This is a genomic window from Amycolatopsis echigonensis, from assembly GCF_014174495.1.
Taxonomy (GTDB): domain Bacteria; phylum Actinomycetota; class Actinomycetes; order Mycobacteriales; family Pseudonocardiaceae; genus Amycolatopsis; species Amycolatopsis echigonensis.
The window spans coordinates 26,668-40,034 of record NZ_JACJHR010000060.1 but is presented as its reverse complement, the minus strand read 5'-3'; the positions used below and the strand labels follow the sequence as shown (position 1 = coordinate 40,034).

13 protein-coding genes are annotated in these 13,367 nt (G+C 71.5%); 2 read left to right on the top strand and 11 right to left on the bottom strand.

What is annotated here, in order from left to right; genetic code table 11:
* Positions 1–161: 161 nt before the first annotated feature.
* Positions 162–1,238, top strand: a complete 1,077-nt coding sequence (locus tag H5411_RS32295) for a LacI family DNA-binding transcriptional regulator (RefSeq protein ID WP_101440183.1) — start codon at positions 162–164, stop codon at positions 1,236–1,238.
* Between the two features lie 125 nt (positions 1,239–1,363).
* Here the strand turns inward: H5411_RS32295 and H5411_RS32290 are convergent, their stop codons facing one another.
* The 5 genes from H5411_RS32290 to H5411_RS32270 all read right to left on the bottom strand — a co-directional run bounded on the left by H5411_RS32290 (position 1,364) and on the right by H5411_RS32270 (position 5,538).
* Complete coding sequence (locus tag H5411_RS32290; protein ID WP_101440182.1) at positions 1,364–2,563, bottom strand: TetR/AcrR family transcriptional regulator; 1,200 nt, start codon at positions 2,561–2,563, stop codon at positions 1,364–1,366.
* A gap of 119 nt (positions 2,564–2,682) precedes the next feature.
* Positions 2,683–3,513 carry an SDR family NAD(P)-dependent oxidoreductase gene (locus tag H5411_RS32285; RefSeq protein ID WP_101440181.1) on the bottom strand — a complete coding sequence of 277 codons (831 nt, stop codon included), beginning with the start codon at positions 3,511–3,513 and terminating at the stop codon, positions 2,683–2,685.
* Positions 3,514–3,524: 11 nt separating this feature from the next.
* On the bottom strand, positions 3,525–3,917 hold the full coding sequence (locus H5411_RS32280; protein WP_101440180.1) for a MaoC/PaaZ C-terminal domain-containing protein: 393 nt from the start codon (positions 3,915–3,917) through the stop codon (positions 3,525–3,527).
* Positions 3,914–4,351 carry a MaoC family dehydratase N-terminal domain-containing protein gene (locus tag H5411_RS32275; protein WP_101440179.1) on the bottom strand — a complete coding sequence of 146 codons (438 nt, stop codon included), beginning with the start codon at positions 4,349–4,351 and terminating at the stop codon, positions 3,914–3,916. Before H5411_RS32275 ends, H5411_RS32280 begins: the two co-directional genes overlap by 4 nt.
* A 2-nt stretch (positions 4,352–4,353) precedes the next feature.
* Entirely contained in the window at positions 4,354–5,538 is a 1,185-nt protein-coding gene (locus H5411_RS32270) for a lipid-transfer protein (protein WP_183126003.1), read from the bottom strand.
* 129 nt (positions 5,539–5,667) lie between these two features.
* Here H5411_RS32270 and H5411_RS32265 point away from each other — a divergent pair, with 129 nt between their 5' ends.
* Positions 5,668–7,215 carry an acyl-CoA synthetase gene (locus tag H5411_RS32265; protein ID WP_183126002.1) on the top strand — a complete coding sequence of 516 codons (1,548 nt, stop codon included), beginning with the start codon at positions 5,668–5,670 and terminating at the stop codon, positions 7,213–7,215.
* A 27-nt stretch (positions 7,216–7,242) separates the two neighbouring features.
* Here H5411_RS32265 and H5411_RS32260 read toward each other — a convergent pair whose 3' ends face one another.
* The 6 genes from H5411_RS32260 to sucC form a co-directional block, all read right to left on the bottom strand.
* Complete coding sequence (locus H5411_RS32260) at positions 7,243–7,971, bottom strand: FAD:protein FMN transferase (protein WP_246369503.1); 729 nt, start codon at positions 7,969–7,971, stop codon at positions 7,243–7,245.
* A complete protein-coding gene (locus tag H5411_RS32255; RefSeq protein WP_183126001.1) occupies positions 7,968–8,441 on the bottom strand; it encodes an FMN-binding protein in 474 nt (157 codons plus the stop codon). Before H5411_RS32255 ends, H5411_RS32260 begins: the two co-directional genes overlap by 4 nt.
* A 13-nt stretch (positions 8,442–8,454) precedes the next feature.
* Entirely contained in the window at positions 8,455–9,852 is a 1,398-nt protein-coding gene (locus tag H5411_RS32250; RefSeq protein ID WP_183126000.1) for a ferredoxin reductase family protein, read from the bottom strand.
* 152 nt (positions 9,853–10,004) lie between these two features.
* Positions 10,005–10,859, bottom strand: a complete 855-nt coding sequence (locus H5411_RS32245; RefSeq protein WP_183125999.1) for a LysR family transcriptional regulator — start codon at positions 10,857–10,859, stop codon at positions 10,005–10,007.
* Between the two features lie 63 nt (positions 10,860–10,922).
* Positions 10,923–11,807, bottom strand: a complete 885-nt coding sequence (gene sucD, locus H5411_RS32240; protein ID WP_183125998.1) for a succinate--CoA ligase subunit alpha — start codon at positions 11,805–11,807, stop codon at positions 10,923–10,925.
* Between the two features lie 3 nt (positions 11,808–11,810).
* Complete coding sequence (gene sucC, locus H5411_RS32235) at positions 11,811–12,971, bottom strand: ADP-forming succinate--CoA ligase subunit beta (RefSeq protein WP_183125997.1); 1,161 nt, start codon at positions 12,969–12,971, stop codon at positions 11,811–11,813.
* Positions 12,972–13,367 lie beyond the last annotated feature (396 nt).

The window sequence follows — 13,367 nt, the reverse complement described above, 5'->3', positions numbered from 1 at the left end:
GTCCGGTGAAGTTGAGACCGGTCTCAACGGTGCGTGTACTCTGGCTGAGACCGGTCTCAATGGGATTTTGGGAGAGTAGGACGCCGTCGGCCCGCGCGTCAAGCGCCGCGTCGGCGGAGCTGCTCCGCCGCGGGACCGGGAAGCGGAGACGAGGAGGGGACGTGGCGAGGGCAGGCAATCAGCGGGAGCACACGGTGGCGGACGTGGCCCGCGAGGCCGGGGTGTCCAAGGCGCAGGCCGCGCGGGCGCTCGGCGCCTACGGAGCGGTGAGCGGGGGCGTCCGGGAACGGGTGCTGGCGGCCGCGGCCCGGCTGAACTACCGGCCGAACCCGTCGGCCCGTGCGCTGAGCACGGGTCGTTCGCAGAGTGTCGGAGTCGTGGTCGGCGACATCGAGAACCCGTACTTTTCCCTTGCCACGAGGGGGATTTCGGACGCGGTCGAGCGGGCCGGGCTGGGGCTCGTGCTCGCGAACAGCGGCGAGCGGGTGGCGGCCGAGCGCACGGCCGTCGGGATGCTGATGGACAAACGCGTCGACGGGCTGATCGTCGCCCCGGCGTCCACGGACGACCAGGCGCATCTGCGCGCGGTGGTCGACGCGGGGCGGCCGCTCGTGCTGCTCGACCGCGCCGTGCCGGGGCTCGAGGTCGACGCCGCGCTCGCCGACGTCGCGGCGGCGAGCCGGCTGGCCGCGGATCGCCTCCTGGACGCCGGGCACCGGCGCATCGGGTACGTCACCACGGCCGGCGGGCGGGACGGCACCGAGCCGCTCCCGTCGTCGGTGGCCTCTCGGATCGACGGTCTCGTGGCCGGATTCGCCGATCGCGGGCTGGAATGGGACCGCTCTCTGCTGCGGTCGGGCCTGCGCGGCGGCGACGAGACCGAAATCCGCGCCGCCGTCGCGGATCTGGTCACCGGTCCGGAGCCGGCGACCGCGCTGATCGCATCGGACAGCCTGATCGGCCTCGCCGCCGTGGGAGCCCTGCAGGAGCAAGGCCTGCGCATCCCGGACGATGTCTCGATCCTGATGTACGACGACCAGCCGTGGGCGAAACTCGTCACGCCGCCGATCACGGTCGTGGCGCAGCCGACCTACGACATCGGCTACGCGGCGGGCTCCCGGCTGGCTGCCCTCGTCGGCGGTGCGCGAGCGGCCGAACCGTTGCCGCCGCTCCCGGCCGAACTGGTCGAACGCGGATCGATCGGTCCGGTTCCGCGCCGTCCGCGGGGAAGCCGCTGAGCCGGAAGCTCTTGGGAGCCAAGGGGTGAGCACACTCCACTGTGGACCCGGCCGCGGCGTACCTGGTGTCGCAGCGGCCGGTGATGGACGCGTTCGGGCGATCCGGGCTCCGCTGACGCGCGGGCTTACCGCGCCTGCCCCGCTTCGGGAAGCTGAAGCAACCGCGCCGCAAGAATTCCCAGCGCCGCCGGGAGATCCGGGTTGCGGCGCAGGTGCGGAGTGCGGACCGCGCTGTTGACGACGTCGATCGCGGCGTCCACCCGGAGCCGCGCGGCGGTGGCGTCGAGTCCGGGATGGACCTGGCGGAGCAGGTGGGTCCACTCGGCGAGGTAGTCGCGCTGGGCCTGCCGGCGGCGCTCGCGTTCGTCGGCGGGGAGGTGGCTGATCTCGGTGACGAGCAGCCCGAGGAGGTCGTGGTGGGCGCGGCCGAACGCGACATAGGACCGGATGAGCGTGCGGAGGGCGTCCTCGGCGCTCGCGGCGGTGGTGTAGGCCGCCGCGACATCGGTGAAGAGCGCGGCGGTTCCGCGGTGGAACGCGGTCGTCAGCATGTCCAGTTTGCTGGGGTAGTGGTTGTAGACGCTCGGGCCGCTGATCCCGACGGCGGCGCCGATGTCCTCGACCCCGACCTCGCGGTAGCCGTGCGCGGCGAACATGCGCACGGCCTGGTTGAGGAGGGCTTCGCGGCGGGAGGCCGGGGTGAGCCCGGCTGCCGGCGGCGCGGGCGGGGCGGTGGTGAACGCGGCGGGCGGATCGGTGTCGAGCACGGTCGCCAGCAGATCGGCGAGCAGGCGGTCGTGCCGGGGGCGCGGCAGCTCGATGCGGTGGAACCCGGGACTGGAGAGAACCGCGATCATGGACCAGGAGAGCAGGTCGGCGGCGGCCGGGCCGAGCGCCGGGCGGACGGCTTGGACGCGCTCGGCGAGCACGTGGCCGATCCCGCGGAGCTGAGTACGCAGGCGGACGCGGTCGTCGTCGGCGAGGTGCCGGGCTTCGCGTTGCCACAGCACGCCGAGATGGCGCTGGTCGAGGGTGAGCGCGGCGAGCCGGGGGAGCGCGGCCGCCCGGTCGCGGAGGTCGAGCGCGTCGACCAGCTGCTGCGCCGGCTCCAGCCCGGCGGTGACGACCTCGGCGAGGAGCTGCTGTTTACCGGGGAAATGCCGGTACACCGCGGACGGGCCGATGGCGACCGCCGCGGCGATATCGCTCATCGTGGTCTGGTCGTAGCCGTCGCGGGCGAACAGGTCGGAGGCGGCGGCGACGATCAGCGCACGGCGGTTGCGCGGTCGCTTCCCCGCAGCGGGGGCGGCGGATGCTGCCGTCATGCCCGGTCCTCTCGGTCGGTGATCAGCGCGGCCGGCGGCCTCCTTTCATGATCGCAGCGGGGGCGGCGGACCCGGGAACCCGGTCCGCCGCCGTGCTGGTCACGGTCCGAAGAAGATGGTCACAGGAAGAACCCGCCGCCGCAGATCAGGGTCTGCGCGCTGATGTAGTCGGATTCCGGCGTGCACAGCAGGTACACCGCGCCGGCGGCTTCGGCCGGGGTGCCGGCGCGGCCGAGCGGGATCTGCTGTTCCATCGTGGCGAGCAGGTCGGGGTTGACGCCGACCTTGATTTCGCGGCCCGCGACGTCGATCGTGCTGCCGCCGCCGGCCTGGGCCTCGGTCAGCCGGGTCTTGATCAGTCCGAACGCGACAGTGTTGACAGTGACGTTGTAGCGGCCCCATTCCTTGGCCATCGTCTTGGTCAGCCCGACTACGCCGGCTTTCGCGGCGGCGTAGTTCGCCTGGCCCGCGTTGCCGCCCAGCCCGGCGATCGAGGAGATGTTGACGACCTTGCGGCACGGGACCGGTTCTCCCTTGGCGCGCGCGGACTTCACGGCGGCGGACAGCACCGGCTGAGCGGCCCGGAGAATCTTGAACGGTGCCTTGAGGTGCACGTCGAGGATCGCGTCCCACTGCTCGTCAGTCATCTTCTGGACGACTGCGTCCCAGGTGTAGCCCGCGTTGTTCACGATGATGTCCAGGCCGCCGAAGGAATCGGTCGCCGTCTGCACGAACCGTTCGGCGAACCCGTCCTCGGTAACGCTGCCCGCGCACGCCACTGCCTGGCCGCCCGCGGACTGGATGTCGGCCACAGTCTGCTTGGCCGGAGCGTCGTCGAGGTCGTTGACCACGACAGCGGCGCCTTCCGAGGCGAGTTTGAGCGCGATTTCCCGGCCGATGCCGCGGCCGGAGCCGGAGACGACGGCGGTCTTGCCGTCCAGCTTGCCCATGGATTTCCCTTTCAGAGAGCGATGATCGCTTCGCCGGTGAGCGTGGTCGTGCCGTCGGCGAGCGTGACAGCGAGTTCGAGCGTGGCCAGGCCGTCCTCGACGGAGACGACCCGGCCGGTGCAGGTGGGCTTGCCCCGGACGGGGGTGACGGCGGCGAACCGCACCCGGAACGACCGGAGGCGCTCCTGCGGAATCCATCCGGTCAGCAGCCGCCCGAGGTAGGCCATCGACAACATGCCGTGGGCGAAGACGTCCTCGAGCCCGGCCGACCGGGCGACGTCGAGATCGAGGTGGATCGGATTGTGGTCGCCGGACGCACCGGCGAACAGCGCGAGGGCGGTCCGGGAGATCTCCGGCAGTTCGAGGGGCGGCAGCTCGGTCCCCGCCGTGACGCCGCCGGTCATCGCGCGGCCTCCGGATCCCGGATGACGAGGACGCTCTCGAGATCGGCGACCGGGGTGCCGTCGTCGCGGGCGACTGCGGTCTGTTTGACCACGAACTGCAGCGCTCCGCCCTTTTTCGCGTAGATGTCGGCGATCCGCGGGGACGCGACCAGAGTGTCGCCGGCGTAGGCCATCGAGTGGTAAGTGAACGACTGCTCGCCGTGCAGCACGTGGCGCAGGTCCACGCCGAGGCCGGCGAGCCAGGCGAACGGGTCGGGCTGCTCCAGTTCGATGCCGAAGAGGAACGTGGGCGGCACTGGCAGCCGGCCGTCCGGAGCGGAAGAACGCGGGTCGGCTTGCCCGATCGCCTTGGCGAAGAACGCGAGCCGCCCGGCCTCGACGGTCATGGCGACCGGCGGCAGGGACCGGCCCTTGGCGGATGCGTCGACCGGCATGTTCACCGCGCCTTCTCGTACAGCGTCACGACCGCGGCCCCGCCGAGCCCGATGTTGTGCTGCAGAGCCACGGTGACGTCCTCGACCTGGCGCGGTCCCGCCTCGCCGCGCAGCTGCCAGGTGAGTTCGGCGCACTGGGCCAGTCCGGTCGCGCCCAGCGGATGTCCCTTGGACAGCAGGCCGCCGGACGGGTTCGTGACCACGCGGCCGCCGTAGGTGTTGTCGCTGTCGGCGATGAACTTCTCCGCGGTGCCTTCGCCGGTGAGCCCGAGCGCCTCGTAGCTGATCAGTTCGTTGGAAGTGAAGCAGTCGTGCAGTTCGGCGACGCGGATGTCCTCCGGCCCGATCCCGGCCGCCTCGTACACCTGCTGCGCCGCGGCCTTGGCCATGTCGTAGCCGACCAGCTTCATCGGATCGCCGTCGAACGAGCTTTCCGTGTCGGTGGTCATCGCCTGCGCGGCGATCGCCACGTCGGTCCGGAGCCCGTGCACACGCGCGAATTCCTCGCTGGTGATGACCGCGGCGGCGGCCCCGCAGGTCGGCGGGCAGCATTGCAACCGGGTCAGCGGACCGTAAATGTGCGGTGCGGCAAGCACATCCTCGACCGTGACGGGATCGCGGAACACCGCGTACGGGTTGTTCGCCGCGTGCCGGCGCGCCTTGACCGAGATGGCCGCGAAGGTCTCCGGCGCGGTGCCGTAGCGCTCGGCGTAGGCCGCACCCGCGCCGCCGAAATACCGGGGTGCCATCGGCACGCCCTCCGCGGGACCTTGCGCTTTCTCCAGCACCTGGTCGAAGCGATGGAAGGGATCCGGCCGGTCGTCCCAATGCGCCTTGAGCGCGCCCCGCTGCATCTGCTCGAACCCGAAGGCCAGCACGCAATCAGCGGCGCCGGACGCGACCGCCTGCCGGGCCAGGAACAGTGCCGACGACCCGGTGGAGCAGTTGTTGTTGACGTTCACCACCGGCACTCCGGTCATCCCGACCCGGTACAGCGCGTGCTGCCCGCAGGTCGAATCGCCGTACACATAGCCGGCGTACGCCTGCTGTATCGAAGCCAGGCCGATCCCGGCGTCGGCCAGCGCCGCTTTGACCGCACGCTCGGCCAGCACGTCGTAAGGCTCGCTCTTGCTGGGCGTCGCGAAGGGCGCCATGCCCACGCCCGCTACCCGGACCCGTTGCTTCATCCTACCCGCCTAAGACTAGTCGTCATTCACTTGGAAGAGTGGTGTCCTTGACAGTGCGGTGTCAAGGGGTCATGGTTTCTCGAAGGGTGCTAGCAGAAGTTCACAACGTGGTGGACGGAGCCGACGAAGATGTACTTGACCCAGGGGCTGCACAGGTCGGTGCAGCAAACTCCCGGCGCTCCTTCGACAGTCTTCGGGGACCGCGAGCGGACTTTCGCCGAGACCGCTGACCGGGTCGCCCGGCTCGCCGGTGCGCTTCGCGAGGCGGGGGTGCGGCAAGGGGACCGCGTGGCGATCCTCGCGCTGAATTCCGACCGCTACGCCGAATTCCTGCTCGCCGTTCCGTGGGCGGACGCGGTGTTCGTGCCCGTGAACATCCGCTGGGCGGTGCCGGAGATCAGCGGTTCGCTGGTCGAGTGCGACGCTCGCGTGTTGTTTGTTGACGAGAAGTTCGCCCCGATGGTCCCCGCGTTGCGCGAGGAACATCCGGGGCTGACGACCGTGATCTACTGCGGCGACAGGGAACCGCCCGACGGCATGCTCGGTTACGAACAGCTGGTTGCCGCCGCCGAGCCGATCGAGGACGTCCGCCGCGGCGGGGGATCGCTGGCCGGCGTCTACTACACCGGCGGCACGACAGGGGCGGCCAAAGGCGTCATGCTCAGCCACGCCAACCTGCTGACCTCGGCGCTGGGCTCGACGGCCACCGGCCGGTTCTGCGAGCCGGGCGGCCGGATGCTGCACGCCGCCCCGATGTTCCATCTCGCCGACGGCGCGGCCTGGGCCGCGCAGACCGCGCTCGGCGGCACGCACGTGATCGTGCCCGCGTTCGACCCGGCCGGGGTGCTCGCCGCGCTCAGCGAACGCCAGGTGACCAGCGCGCTGCTGGTCCCCACCATGATCGGGATGCTCGTCAGCCATCCGGGCGCCGACGGTTACGACCTTTCCGGCGTGCGCCACCTGATCTACGGTGCTTCGCCGATTTCCGAACCCGTGTTGAAGAAAGCCATGGCGCTGTTCCCCAATGCCGGTTTCGTCCAGGCCTACGGCATGACCGAGCTGTCGCCGGTCGCGACCCTGCTGCTGCCCGAGGACCACCACGACCCGCGGCGCCGGCTCTCGGCGGGCCGGGCCGCGCCGCACGCGGAGGTCCGGATCGTCGACGAGCACGGCGAGGAGGTGCCGCGCGGCACGGTCGGGGAGGTCGTTTCGCGCGGAGGGCACGTGATGCTGGGCTACTGGAATCAGCCCGAGGCCACCGCGCAGGCGGTCCGGGACGGCTGGATGCACACCGGCGACGGCGGCCGCATGGACGACGACGGCTACGTCTACATCGTCGACCGGATCAAGGACATGATCGTCACCGGCGGCGAAAACGTCTATTCGGTCGAAGTGGAGAAGGCGCTCGCGCTGCACCCCGCGGTCGAAACCTGCGCGGTCATCGGCGTGCCGGACAGCGAGTTCGGCGAACGCGTCCACGCCGTCGTCGTGCTCGCCGCGGGCCGAACCGCCGACGCGGAAGAGCTCCGCGAGTTCTGCAAGCAGCGCATCGCCGGGTACAAGACACCGCGGAGCGTGGAATTCGTGGAAAGCCTCCCGCTGTCCGGAGCGGGCAAGATCCTCAAGCGCGACCTCCGTGCGCGGCACTGGGGCGGGAGGCAGCGGGCGGTGCACTGATTTCGCCCGGTCAGCGCGCGCCGGTTGTCAGGCCCGGACGACCGCGGCGACGCGGTAACCCGGAGCGCGGGCCGCGACCCAGCGTTCGACGTCGGGTCCGCCGCGCGCGAAGGCGGCGGTGGCGAACACGTCGGCCCAGAGCAGCGCCGGGCCGGTGACCGTCAGGGAGATCAGCTCGCCGGCGGCGTTCCCGGTGTGCGGGTCGAGGATGTGGGGACCGCGTTCGGCCGAGCCGGAGGTCGCGATCCCGCCGTCGCGCAGTTCGAGGACAGTGAGGAAGGCGTCCGGCCGGCCGGGGTCCTGTACGCCGACGCGCCACGGCGGGCCCCCGGCAGTGGCGACGCGACCGGTGATGTCGCCGCCAGCGTTGAGGTAGTAGTCGACGCCGGGCAGCCGCGCGAGACGGGCGGCGGCGCACTCGGCCGCCCATCCCTTGACGATCCCGGACGGGTCGAACCCGCCGGGCAGCCACGCGTCGAAGTACCCCTCCGTGCGTTCCCTGGCCTCGTCGCAGAGCGCCGCTACTTCCGCGACCCACGGGTGTGCCCGCGCGGGGGAGAGTTCGCGACGGCGGATCGCGCTGACCTGGCTGTCGGGCCGGTAGGTGCTGAACAGTTCGTCGGCGCGGCGCAGATCCGCGAACACCGCGTCGACGACCGGGTCCGCGCTGGCGATCGTGCCTCGCAGGTGCAGGCTCATATGCGTGCCCATGACCGGCTCGCTCCAGGACCGGCGCTGCGGGTCGGCGCCGGTCATCGGTGGGCGGCGTCGAGCGCCGACTGGAGGGACTGCTGGTAGCCCTCGGAGGTGTAGGTGGCTCCGCTGACCGCGTCGATCTGCGCGCTCTGGGCCCGCAGCACCTCCTGGTTGAGCTCGGGCACGGCGGAGGAGTTGATCCGGACGTCACGGCCGCTTTCCTGCGGGTACTGGACGGCCTGGGCGTCGGTGATGCGGCCGCCGGCGACGGTGATCCGCACCTGGACGGGACCGTAATCGGTGTCGGCCGCGGCACCGGTGAACGTGCCGTCTCCGCCGGAGGCCGACGGTTTCGCCGAAGCCGACGGATCCGGCGCGGCGGAGGCGGACGGCGGCGCCTGGTTCCCGCCGAGCGGGCGGCTCGCTGCGGCCGGAGCCGGGCTGGAGCCGGTGCCGGTGCTGGTGCGGTAGCTGAACAACAGCACGACGACCGAGACGGTCGCGGCGAACGCAAGAGCGATCCTGCGCATCGGAAGTCCTTTCCTACCAAGCGAAGAGTTCGGAATGGACGCGATCGGCGGGGACGCCGGCGCGGCGTGCGCTGCCGATCACCGCGGCGGTCCAGGCATCGGGGCCGCAGACGTAGACGTCGTGGTCGGCGATGTCGGGCAGGAGGTCGCGCAGCACGACGTCGTCGGGCACCGGGGCGTAACCGGCGGGCAGCCACGACGAACGGTCGCGGGTACGCCTGCCGACCAGGTAGTGGATCCGGACGCCCCGGCGCGCGGCCAGGTCCTCCAGCTCGCGGCGGAAGAGCAGCTCGTCCGGCCGCCCGGCCCGGTACAGCAGGACAGCGCCGCCGGGGTGGTAGGGCAGTTCCGCCAACAGCGCGCGCAACGGCGTAATCCCGATGCCGGACGCGAACATCGCCAGCTTCGGTCCTTTTCGGACAGTGCCGGTGAGCTTGCCGTACGGGCCTTCGAACAGGGCGCGGGTCCCCGGTGCCAGGGCGGCCAGGCGGCGGCTGCCCGGGCCGAGGTCTTTGGCGGTGATCCGCAGATGGTCGCGGCCCGGCGCGGCCGAGAGGGAGAACGGTTTGCCGCGGGTCCAGCCCGGGCCCGGGAAGAACCGCCAGACGAAGAACTGGCCCGCCGACACCGGAAGCCGGTCGAGGCGGCGGCCGCGCAGGTAGACCGAGACGACGCCGGGGCCCTCGCGCACGACCCGCTCGACGAGAAGCCGGTGGCGCGCGTTGAGCCACACCGGCCGCCCGAGCCGGAATACCAGCACCGCGCCGGCCGCCGCGGCGTACGCGGTCCACCAGAAAACGGTCGCGACCGGCGAGGCGGTGAAGTCGGCTCCGGTCCACAGCTGGTGCGGCAGCGCGAGACCGGCGCCGAGGTAGGCGTAGAGGTGCAGCAGGTGCCACGATTCGTACCGCATCCGGCGCCGTGCCGCGCGCACCGAGGTCACCGCGACCATGACCAGCGCGGCGGTTCCCGCGGTCGCCAGGAGCATTCCCGGGTACGTGGTCACCAGCGACCAGACTTCGGCGACCAGGCCCGAACGGTCGGCCGCGGCGTACCCGAGGCTGATCAGGACGACGTGGGCGGTCATCAGGACGATCGAGGAGAACCCGGCGAGCCGGTGGCGTCTGGCCAGTTCGTCCTGGCCGTAGCTGCGTTCGACCCAGGGCACCCGCGCCATCAGCAGCACTTGCAGCAGGAGCAGGTCCGCGGACAGCAACCCGGCGAGCCGTCCGGCGGAAGTGAGGAATCCGGCCGGGGAGCCGAGCTGCTGCACGCCGCGGCCCGACACCCACAGCGCGGTCACGAACAGCAGGCTCAGCCAGGCGGTCAGGCCCGCGGCGTCCCGCCACCACGCACGAACCGGACGCGGCCGCCTCGGGGCGAGGCGGGGCGTCGCGAAGGTGGCGGACATGGGCGGCTCCGGAACGGGTGATCTCTCAGACCACATTTGCCGAGCCCGGTGAGCCTTCGGCTTGACCAGGGTGAGAAAACGGTAAGAGCCGACCCGCTCGGGCGTGGTCTCCGGCACTGCCGCCGTGCCCGGGCCCTTTCGCCGGTTTCGGTTCAGGTCAGGTGCCGCAACACCGCAGCCACCGCCGGACGCGGGTCGTTCGGGTGGGTCGCCGTGATGTGCCACGTCGGGCCGCCGCGGGCGAACCGGCGGCCGGTCAGGTCGGGGAACTGCGCGGCGACGGACACCGGCAGCACGCACCCGCCGAGATCGTGCCGGACCAGTTCCGCCGCGGCGGACGCGTCGGTGACCTCGTGCACGACGGTCCGGCGCACGCGAGCCGACTGGAACGTCCGGTCGGTGGCCTCCCGGATCGCCCAGCCCGGCGCGAAATCGACCACCGCCGCGCCGGCGGCTTCGACGGCCGACACCGGCCGGTCCGCCGCTCCGTCGCCCGCCGCGGTGACCAGCACCATCTCCTCCCTCCGGACCGGACGGCTCACCAATCCCTCGCCCGGGGCGCAGCCGGCGACCGCCACCACAATGTCCACAGTGGACGTCACGACTGCCTCGCGCAGCTGATGCGGCGGCGCGGTCCGCACCAGCACTCGCACGCCAGGATGGTCGCGGCGCAACGCGCTCAGCGCCCGGTGCGGTTCCGGCCACGCCCCGGGCATGACCCCGATCCGGACCTCCCCGGTCACCTGCCAGCGCGCCCGGTCGACCGTCGCCCGAGCGTGACTGGCCGCCTCCAGAGCGGCTCGCGCGGCCGGGAGGAACGCCTTTCCCGCAGGCGTCAGCGCGACCCGGTGGGTGGTGCGTTCGAACAGTTCGGTGCCGAGGTCCCGTTCGAGCGCACGGACCACAGTGGACACAGTCGACTGCACCGTGTGCAGCCGACGCGCGGCAGCCGTGAACCCGCCTTCCTCGGCCACCGCCACGACAGTTTCCAGCTGCCGCAGGTCCATCGGCCCTCCTGGGATTCGAACCACTCTGGCTGGAGCACTACGCCGGTACCGGCTTGCGGGGCGTCAGCTGGTTCCGGCGAGAACCTCGCGAACGAGCCGCGCCGTTTCGCTCGGGGTTCGGCCCACCCGGATCCCGGCCGCCTCGAGCGCCTCCTTCTTGGCGGCCGCGGTCCCGGACGACCCGGACACGATCGCTCCCGCGTGTCCCATCGTTTTGCCTTCCGGAGCGGTGAATCCCGCGACGTACCCGACCACCGGCTTCCGCACGTTCTCCCGCACATACGCCGCCGCGCGCTCCTCCGCGTCGCCGCCGATCTCGCCGATCAGCACGATCACGTCGGTGTCCGGGTCCTTCTCGAATGCCTCCACCGCGTCGATGTGCGTGGTGCCGATCACCGGGTCGCCGCCGATGCCGATGCAGCTGGAGAAGCCGATGTCGCGGAGCTCGTGCATGAGCTGGTAGGTGAGCGTGCCGGATTTGGACACCAGCCCGATCCGTCCCGGACCGGTGATGTCGGCGGGAATGATCCCCGCGTTCGCCAGCCCGGGGGAGATGAGACCGGGACAGTTCGGGCCGATGATCCGGGAGCGGCTGTCGCGCGCGTGCGCCCAGAACGCGGCGGAATCGTGCACCGGGACGCCCTCGGTGATCACCACCGCGAGCCCGATGCCCGCGTCGACCGCCTCGAGCACCGCGTCCTTCACGAACGGCGGCGGCACGAACAAGACCACTACGTCCGCACCGGTCTCCGCCATCGCCTCGGCGACGCCGCCGAAGACCGGCAGCTCGTGCCCGTCGAAGGAAACAGTGTGCCCGGCCTTGCGCGGATTCACCCCGCCCACGACATTCGTGCCCGCGGCCAGCATCCGCCGGGTGTGCTTGCTGCCCTCCGCGCCGGTGATGCCCGAAACGAGGACCCGGCTGGTTCCGTCCAGGAAGATCGCCATCGGTCAGCCCTCCGTCCCGGCCGCGAGCTTGGCCGCCTCGCGCGCGGCGTCGTCCATCGTCGCGACCACCGTGACCAGCGGATGCGCTGCCTCGTCGAGGATCCGCCTTCCTTCCGCGACGTTGTTCCCGTCGAGCCGGACCACCAACGGTTTCGCCGCCCGGTCTCCCAGCAGCGCCAGCGCCTTCACGATGCCGTCCGCCACCGCGTCGCACGCGGTGATGCCGCCGAAGACGTTCACGAACACGCTGCGCACCGCCGGATCCCCGAGAATCACCCCCAGCCCGGCCGACATGATTTCGGCGGACGCCCCGCCGCCGATGTCGAGAAAATTCGCCGGCCCGACCGCTCCCGCGTCCTGCGCGGCGGCAGCCACTACATCCAGAGTGGACATCACCAGCCCGGCCCCGTTGCCGATCACGCCGATGTCGCCGTCCAGCTTCACGTAATTGAGCCCCTGCTCGGCCGCCTGCTGCTCGAGCGGATCGCCGGTGTCCGCCTCCGCGAACGCCCGGTGCCCGGGATGCCGGAACGCGGCGTTGTCGTCCAGCGTGACCTTCCCGTCGAGCGCGACGATTTCCCCGCCGCGCGTGCGGGCGAGCGGATTGACCTCGACCAACGTGGCGTCCTCGGCGGTGAACACGTCCCACAACCGGACCAGCACGCCCGCCGCTTCGACTGGAAGCCGCGCCGCCGCCGCGATCCTGCGCGCCCGCACCAAATCGACCCCGACGCGGAGGTCGATCGGCACCTTGACCAGCGCCTCCGGCCGCGTCGCGGCGACCTCCTCGATGTCCATCCCGCCCGCTGCCGACGCCATGGCGAGGAAGGTCCGGTCGGCGCGGTCGAGGAGATAGGAGACGTAGTACTCGTCGGCGATGTCGCTCGCCTCGGTCACGAGGACGCGATGCACGCGGTGCCCTTTGAGGTCCATGCCGAGGATCTCGTCCGCGATCCGCGCCGCGTCGTCCGGCCCGGCCGCGAGTTTCACCCCGCCCGCCTTGCCCCGGCCGCCAGTCTTGACTTGCGCCTTGACCACCACCGCGCCGCCAAGGTCGACGGCCGCCGCTCTTGCTTCGTCAGGCGTCGCGGCGACGTGGCCGCGGGGAACCGGCACGCCGTGCGCGGCGAAGAGGTCGCGCGCTTGGTGTTCCAAGAGGTCCATCGGAATTCCTTCCTAGCGGAGGCAGGGGAGCGGGTCTTCGGATCTTTTCTTCGGATCTTCGGGTCGGTCATCTCGGTGGTTTCCGCGGACCGGTTGCCCTGTGCTTCTCGGTCGGCGGGCCCGGCTGGGGCGGTGGAGTCGGGGCTCGAACACGGCGGTGGGGATTCCACGCGGCTGGATCCGCCCGCGGACACGCTCCAGCCGGACTCCCGCAGCCGCACCGTTTGAGGTCCCGGACACGTCCGGCGCGGCTGTCGGCCAGTCGGACAAACCTGCGGATGCCCCTGGACAGCGGGCGGCTCGAAGAGTAAGTCTAATGCCTACCTCATACGGTATGCAATCTACAGTCTTCCGGCGACGAGCCGCTGACCTGCGGCGACAGATCCGGCGGGCCGC

What these genes read in the sequence shown, in the direction of transcription:
- H5411_RS32290 (WP_101440182.1), bottom strand. Translation starts at nt 2,563, where the DNA reads ATGACGGCAGCATCCGCCGCCCCCGCTGCGGGGAAGCGACCGCGCAAC.
- H5411_RS32285 (WP_101440181.1), bottom strand. Translation starts at nt 3,513, where the DNA reads ATGGGCAAGCTGGACGGCAAGACCGCCGTCGTCTCCGGCTCCGGCCGC.
- H5411_RS32280 (WP_101440180.1), bottom strand. Translation starts at nt 3,917, where the DNA reads ATGACCGGCGGCGTCACGGCGGGGACCGAGCTGCCGCCCCTCGAACTG.
- H5411_RS32275 (WP_101440179.1), bottom strand. Translation starts at nt 4,351, where the DNA reads ATGCCGGTCGACGCATCCGCCAAGGGCCGGTCCCTGCCGCCGGTCGCC.
- H5411_RS32270 (WP_183126003.1), bottom strand. Translation starts at nt 5,538, where the DNA reads ATGAAGCAACGGGTCCGGGTAGCGGGCGTGGGCATGGCGCCCTTCGCG.
- H5411_RS32265 (WP_183126002.1), top strand. Translation starts at nt 5,668, where the DNA reads ATGTACTTGACCCAGGGGCTGCACAGGTCGGTGCAGCAAACTCCCGGC.
- H5411_RS32260 (WP_246369503.1), bottom strand. Translation starts at nt 7,971, where the DNA reads ATGACCGGCGCCGACCCGCAGCGCCGGTCCTGGAGCGAGCCGGTCATG.
- H5411_RS32255 (WP_183126001.1), bottom strand. Translation starts at nt 8,441, where the DNA reads ATGCGCAGGATCGCTCTTGCGTTCGCCGCGACCGTCTCGGTCGTCGTG.
- H5411_RS32250 (WP_183126000.1), bottom strand. Translation starts at nt 9,852, where the DNA reads ATGTCCGCCACCTTCGCGACGCCCCGCCTCGCCCCGAGGCGGCCGCGT.
- H5411_RS32245 (WP_183125999.1), bottom strand. Translation starts at nt 10,859, where the DNA reads ATGGACCTGCGGCAGCTGGAAACTGTCGTGGCGGTGGCCGAGGAAGGC.
- sucD (WP_183125998.1), bottom strand. Translation starts at nt 11,807, where the DNA reads ATGGCGATCTTCCTGGACGGAACCAGCCGGGTCCTCGTTTCGGGCATC.
- sucC (WP_183125997.1), bottom strand. Translation starts at nt 12,971, where the DNA reads ATGGACCTCTTGGAACACCAAGCGCGCGACCTCTTCGCCGCGCACGGC.